The sequence below is a fragment of the Arsenicibacter sp. R0_47 genome, assembly GCF_057652235.1.
Genome location: NZ_JBYFCJ010000068.1, coordinates 1 through 6,689, shown reverse-complemented (window position 1 = coordinate 6,689; position 6,689 = coordinate 1). Strand labels below are relative to the sequence as shown.

6 protein-coding genes are annotated in these 6,689 nt (G+C 52.6%); all 6 read left to right on the top strand.

All coding sequences use genetic code 11. From position 1 onward, the window contains the following. The first annotated feature begins 81 nt into the window (after positions 1-81). Positions 82-2,301: a beta strand repeat-containing protein gene (locus tag AC23NW_RS35655; protein ID WP_487455425.1), complete on the top strand. Its 2,220-nt coding sequence runs from the start codon at positions 82-84 to the stop codon at positions 2,299-2,301. Positions 2,302-2,544: 243 nt separating this feature from the next. Continuing rightward, positions 2,545-3,408 carry an SDR family oxidoreductase gene (locus tag AC23NW_RS35650; protein ID WP_487455423.1) on the top strand — a complete coding sequence of 288 codons (864 nt, stop codon included), beginning with the start codon at positions 2,545-2,547 and terminating at the stop codon, positions 3,406-3,408. Between the two features lie 110 nt (positions 3,409-3,518). After that, the gene (locus AC23NW_RS35645; protein WP_487455422.1) at positions 3,519-4,433 is read left to right on the top strand and encodes a helix-turn-helix domain-containing protein; all 915 of its coding nucleotides are present in this window, start codon (positions 3,519-3,521) and stop codon (positions 4,431-4,433) included. Between the two features lie 250 nt (positions 4,434-4,683). Next, a complete protein-coding gene (locus AC23NW_RS35640; protein ID WP_487455426.1) occupies positions 4,684-5,274 on the top strand; it encodes a ligand-binding sensor domain-containing protein in 591 nt (196 codons plus the stop codon). A gap of 155 nt (positions 5,275-5,429) precedes the next feature. Further along, the gene (locus tag AC23NW_RS35635; protein WP_487455420.1) at positions 5,430-5,564 is read left to right on the top strand and encodes a hypothetical protein; all 135 of its coding nucleotides are present in this window, start codon (positions 5,430-5,432) and stop codon (positions 5,562-5,564) included. A 3-nt stretch (positions 5,565-5,567) separates the two neighbouring features. After that, on the top strand, positions 5,568-6,689 hold a 1,122-nt coding region (locus tag AC23NW_RS35630; protein WP_487455418.1), incomplete at its 3' end, for a two-component regulator propeller domain-containing protein.

The window sequence follows — 6,689 nt, the reverse complement described above, 5'->3', positions numbered from 1 at the left end:
AAAAGCTATAACACCTTGCAAGTTAATACGATACCACTATCTGACGAAACATTTTCCCGGAATGTTGGGAACCTCCCTATAATGGGCATTAATACAACTACAGATCCGTCTACCTGCGGTGCAACCGGTAGCATCAGTTTTGCAACAACGCTGCCGGACGGTAGTTATTCCCTGAGTTACGTAGGTACCGGAAGCCCGAGATCGATTACCGTAAGCGGGAGTATATTTAGCCTCACTGGTCTCACGGCTGGTAGTTACAGCAGCTTTTCGCTGAGCCAGCCCGGTTTGGGGTGTGTGTTAGAGGAGAATACCACCATCTTGCTGACTAATCCGGCGGCGATGACGGTTACGGCACCAGCGGTAACTACAGGTACCATCGGTGTCTCCTTTTCGCAGAGCTTTTCGGTCACCAACGGCGTCCAGCCGTATACCTTTTCACAGCTACAGGGAACGCTGCCGCCGGGGCTCACGCTCACTACGGGCGGTTTGATCAATGGCGTACCAACTCAAAGCGGCACGTTTGCAGTTACAGTGCTGACAACAGATGCCAGCAGTTGCTCGGTGCTGAGCAGCTATTCATTAACGGTCAACTGCCCGAGCCTGACGGTGAATACGCCGACGGTGGCTACGGCCACAGCAGGGATAAACGTGCAGAATGCGTTTATCTGGTACCTGACCGGCACCAGCACGTACACCTTTGACTTTGGGGGGCTGCCGCCGGGCCTGAGCGTTGTGACGTCAAACCCCAACTATCGGGTCATTAGCGGTACCCCAACACAAGCGGGCGTGTTTCCGGTGAGTCTGACGGTGACCAACCAATACGGCTGCTCGTTTGTGGCTGATCCGTTCAATCTGACGGTCAACTGCCCGACGATGGGTATCAGTTCAACCGCTAATCCGGCTAGCTGCGGTGCAACCGGAAGTATCAGCTTTACCACAACGTTGCCGTCCGGCAGTTATTCACTAAGTTATGTAGGGACCGGAAGCCCTAAACCGGTTACCGTAAGCGGTGGCACATTTATAGTACCGAATCTGCCTGTCGGTAGTTACAGCAACTTCTCACTGAGCCAGCCGGGGACGGGCTGTGTGTTACGTGAGAATACTACCGTCTCTTTGACGAATCCGGCCTCCCCGACACCTGTATTGACTGCGGGGAACGGAGGCACCCTGACGTGTGCGCGAACCAGTTTAACCCTCACGGCGTCGGGGGGTAATTCCTATACATTTGTCCGGGCAGGCGGGGGCGGTATCGTCAGCCAGAACGCTGCTGCCGGTACCGCGATTGTAAACATGAGCGGGACCTATTCGATAACGGTTGCGAATGCCGCCGGCTGTACCAGTCAAACGAGTATTGTGATTGATACCGATAATGCTCCTCCCAGCCTGAGCATTACACCGTCTGCGGTTACGCTGACCTGTGCCAGTACATCGGCAGTCTTGTCAGTAGTCGGTTCGGGCGATGCCCGCTGGTCGACGGGCGCTCAATCAACGACTATCCGCGTGGCGTCGGCCGGTACGTACTCGGTAACACTGTCGAGCGGAAACGGCTGCACCAGTGTTAGTTCGGCAACGGTCGTGAGTGCGACGGCTGCTCCGGGCCTGAGTATCAATTCATCTTCTACCCTCATCAGTTGCGCCAGTCCGACAGTGAGTTTATCGGCCGTTGGGGTCGGCGGTGTCCGCTGGTCTACTGGTTCACTAAGTTCCGTACTGTCGGTTACTGCGGCAGGCACCTACTCCGTCACGCTGACGGATGCCGGTAGCTGTACAGCCACTGCGAGTGCTGTTGTGTCGGGGTCGCTGTTAGGCACCACTACCGTAACTGCCGGTGGTACACTGGGTTGCGGGGTGCTAACGACATCTGTTCAGGTGCAGGCATCGGGTGCCACGAGCTACACCTTACTGGGGCCGGGCGGCTATAGTCAGACTAACAGTACGGGTATTTTCAGCGTTAGTGCGGGCGGCAGCTACACGGGCGTTGCCGGGCAGTCAGGTTGCGTCGTATCGAACACAGTAGTGGTTACAGAAGGCGGTGTGCAACCGACGATCAGCAGTGCACAGGCGACGGGTACGCTGGGGAGTGGTGTTTGTTCGTTATCAGTGCGGGCAAGCGGTTATGGCGACCGGTACGTATTAACGAGTCCGTCGGGTTACGTCTTCTCGGTGGTGTTCCGGACGGCAGGTGAGCACACAGCGGTCTTCCCTGATGTAATCAAGCCCGGCACCTATACGCTGACGGTCTACAGCGGCAATTGCGTTGTTTCACAGAACGTTGCCGTAAGTGGCACGGCTTGCCCATAACCACTGTTGGGGCGGCCCCACGTGGCCGCCCGTTTTTTTATATAGGGTGAGAAGGTTGAGCCGCTGGTTAGTATGTGGTCAGGAACTTCCGTTAAGCTGTTTTCTGTACTCTTTGGGAGGTAAAGTGGACAGCATGTCTGTTGTTGTAGCTGGATCAGTTAATCCGGCTACAACAATCACAAATCCGGCTACCTGTCGGTATCGGATTTACCAGACCTTTGTGCTGACCAAACCAATACCGTTATGATCTTAGTAACCGGGGCAACCGGCCAGTTAGGAAATGCCGTCATTCAACAGCTGCTAAAAATAATACCGGCCAGCCAGATTGCCGCCTTTGTGCGGGATAAAGCCAAAGCCGATGCCCTTGCCCGGCAAGGCGTTACCATCCACGTTGGTACGTACGACGATACGGACTCACTCGACCGCGCCATGGTGGGTATCAACACCGTATTGCTGATTGCCGGAATGGATGAAGATAACCGGGTTCGCCAACACCAGCATGTCTTGGATGCTGCCCGGAAAGCACAGGTAAAGCGGATCGCCTACACAAGCCGTGCGCTAAACAACCGCGCCACGATCGTTAACCGGCTGATGGACGGACATTTTCAAACCGAAGATGATATCAAGGCAAGTGGTATCCCGTACACGATTTTTCAGAACATTCTTTACACGGATGCTATACCGCAGTTTGTCGGCGGCGCCGCTGTTTTTGAGAGGGGTATTTTTCTGCCAGCCGGTGAGGGTCGGGTGGCGTTTGCCCTCCGTAGTGAAATGGGGGAAGCAATAGCCAATGCTCTGGCAAGCGAATCCGATGATAACCGGACATACCAGCTTACCGGAAGTGAATCGTATTCCTTTTATGATATAGCCGCCGCCCTGACGGTCCTGTCCGCCCGGACTGTCACGTATACGCCGGCCCCGCCGGAGACCTTTGAACTAAGGTTACTCGAACTCGGATTACCTGCTGCTGTAGTGCGCCGGACAATTGGCTTTATTACCGACATCGCCAACGGGCAGGAAGACATTATTAGCAATGATCTGGAGAAATTACTGGGCCGGAAACCTACTGCACTAAAAGCAGCATTATCGTTGTTATACAGGCTGTGATCAGGACAGCGTGTGGAAATAACCTGGAGCAGGAAGTATTAAAACTCAAAGCCGACGTTCCGCCCGCACGACACTAACCCGCTCACGTTCATCACCCAAACACGTATCCTATGTCAAATGAGTCGCTGCACCGGAATGAAACGATCGCTGCCTATCATCAGTTTGCCGGCCTTTCTAAACCAATTCACCCGCTTATTAGTGTGGTACGGTTCGACGATGTCAAGCCACGGATGACAGACCGGCCGAAAAGCGTTGTAAATAATTTTTATTCGGTCGCGCTGAAATGGAATTTCAACGGCCGGCTGAAATATGGCCAGCAGGACTACGATTTCGACGAAGGCGTGATGGTCTTTCTGGCCCCCGGTCAGGTGCTTTCCGTGACAGCCGGCGAGTCGCATGAACATTCCGGATGGTTGTTGATGGTGCACCCTGATTTTTTGTGGAATACCCCCCTCGCCAAAACGATCCGGCAACATGACTACTTCGACTATTCCATCCGTGAGGCCTTATTTTTGTCGGAGCGCGAAGAAACTGTGATAGTGGGGATTATTGAGCAGATCCGGCAGGAGTATCAGGCGCCGATCGACAAGTTTAGTCAGCCTATCATTATCGCGCAGCTTGAGGTTTTACTCAATTATGCCGACCGGTTCTACCAACGCCAGTTTATCACCCGTACGATTACCAATCACAAACTGCTTGACCGGTTTGAGGCTGTTCTTGATACCTGTTTCGATAGCGAAGCGTTGCAAGAGCACGGTTTACCAACGGTTGGGTTTCTGGCTGAGCAACTCAATCTATCGCCTACCTATCTGAGCAGTTTGTTAAAGGCGATAACGGGACAAAATACGCAACAACACATTCACGGGAAACTGATTGAAAAGGCTAAAGAAAAATTATCGACGACCGATCTGTCCATCAGCGAGATTGCCTGGCAGCTGGGCTTCGGGCATCCCCAGTCATTCAGTAATTTCTTCCGGAACAAAACTAACTCGACTCCGCTTGCTTTCCGCCATTCGTTCAACTAGTGCATGCTGGCTCCGTTCAGGTGTAGGTAATGTGTGTGGTTCTGTGATTCCGGCGATTTGTCCAAACCGCTTTAGCAGGATCCCGCAGTTACCGGTTTAAAAAAAAGGCTTTAGTAGATTCTGGTATTTCAACCTTGAATAACATCGTTATGGATGATTCAGGCCGTATATTTGGTGGATTCAACTAAACAAACAGCACGTGACGATACTGAGGGCAATAACCCTGTTATGATTCAGGTTTGTGCTCTGGATGACGCTCGGCCTGTGGACGAATTACCTGCCGGCTCAGCCCGGAAGCCTGCCTGAGCCGGACCACATCACCGATCGGCAGGGCTTACCCCAGGGGTTTGTAGCTGGTATTGTGCAGGATCGCCATGGTTTCATCTGGATGGCGACCCACGATGGCCTGTGTCGCTACGATGGTAATCAGTTCAACGTTTACAAAGAGCAGGCAACCGGCAACCAGATTCTTCCGTTTTCCAGCGTTGAAGCACTACAATCTGACCAGTTGGGACGTATATGGATTACATCCAGTCAAAAACAACTGGTCCGGCTGGATACGCCAACCGGTCAATTCACGGACATTTCCAGGCTGCTGGCCGGCCAGCCTTTTGCAACGCTTGAGCCGAAAGCCTATTTCGCTGACCGGCAGAACCGGCTATGGTTGAGTTATAGTGGTGCCGGATTAGTCTGTTATGACCTGATCAAAATAAATTCCGGTATACGCTGGATCGATCGGGTAACATCTGGGCGACAATCGGTAGTTCGGCGGTCTATCACATCAATCCGGTCACCCGTCAGGGTAAACGAGTCGATTTACCCGTTACGTTCGGGGCCATAAATGCACCGCTGGCAACTGATCCGCAAGGACGGATCTGGCTGGTGCACTGGCAAAATGGTCAGCACTACTTTTGGTCAACGGATCCTTCAAGGCCTGAGTGGATCCGTTCGGACTATCAGATTAACCGAAAACAACCGGTTGAAATTATCCAGCTCGTGGCAGACCGACACGCATTCTGGTTAGCAACTGTCAATCAGGGGCTGCTTCGTCTCGACCGGAAAACGGGACAACTGCGGGAATACGTTCATCTGCCGGATCAGTCATCCTCGCTCAGCAGCAATGAGTTATAATGTATGTCGGCCGATCCTTCTGATCCGGACCGGCTGTGGATCGGTACTTCTGGTAAAGGGTTATGTGCGTTTGATAAACGTACGGGCCGCTGCCGGCGAATCACCGTGCAGCAGGGGCTTCCCAATGATGTGATTTACTCGGCATTACCGGATCGGCACGGAAATTTGTGGATTGGCACCAACAAAGGCCTATGCCGTCTGAACCGTAAAACGTTTCAGACACGAAACTATACAACGGAAGATGGTTTGCTGGCGAATGAATTTAACCGGTTTCATTACCTGCAGCTAGCTAATGATCAGATTATTATGGGTGGGGTGGAAGGTATTACTTCGTTTCAGCCTGCTTTTCTGCGGGACGATCCATACCAGCCACGGGTAGAACTAACAGCCCTTTATATCAATAACCGAGAGGTCAGACCCGGCACCTCGTCGTTTTTGCGGGCACCGGTACAATCCATAAGCAGCAACACAACCCAGCCAGGTGTTAGCCTTACGGCTACCAAAAATGGGATCCTGACTTGTTCAGATACGGAAATTAACCTTACTGCCAGCAGTACTACAGAGGGGGCTACGTTTAGATTTGACGGACCCGCCATCGTCAATACATCGCCGGCCGCCGTCAGCGTGAATGGCCAGGGAACCTATTCTGTTACAGCAACCAACCCGGCCAATGGCTGTGTCAGAACAGCAACTACATTCGTTAGCAGTAGTACAGGTAGTCCGGATCTTTCATTTTCGGCGACCAATAGCGGGCTGCTGTCATGTAGTGTCCAGACGTTGACCCTAACTGCAAATAGCAGTACAACCGGCGTTTCCTATAGCTTTGCCAGCCCCAGAAGCTTTACAGCATCAGGTAACAGCATTATAATCAAGTCAACCGGGGTCTATTCTGTATCGGCCATTGCTGCCAACGGATGTTATAGTGTAACGTCTTTATCACCAGGCACCAGCTATGTCCCCCCGGAGCGATTTCTGTTAGCCGGATCGGGGCCATTGGCTGCGGCCCCAATAGTGTTACCTTGTCAGCAAACGCGAGTGGGGCATCAGCCTACAGGGCTTTCTCATAAAAAAAGGCAAGAACCAGTATGTCCTATTTTTGTGGTGACGAAACTACAAAACGATGAC

What these genes read in the sequence shown, in the direction of transcription:
- AC23NW_RS35655 (WP_487455425.1), top strand. Translation starts at nt 82, where the DNA reads ATGGGCATTAATACAACTACAGATCCGTCTACCTGCGGTGCAACCGGT.
- AC23NW_RS35650 (WP_487455423.1), top strand. Translation starts at nt 2,545, where the DNA reads ATGATCTTAGTAACCGGGGCAACCGGCCAGTTAGGAAATGCCGTCATT.
- AC23NW_RS35645 (WP_487455422.1), top strand. Translation starts at nt 3,519, where the DNA reads ATGTCAAATGAGTCGCTGCACCGGAATGAAACGATCGCTGCCTATCAT.
- AC23NW_RS35640 (WP_487455426.1), top strand. Translation starts at nt 4,684, where the DNA reads ATGACGCTCGGCCTGTGGACGAATTACCTGCCGGCTCAGCCCGGAAGC.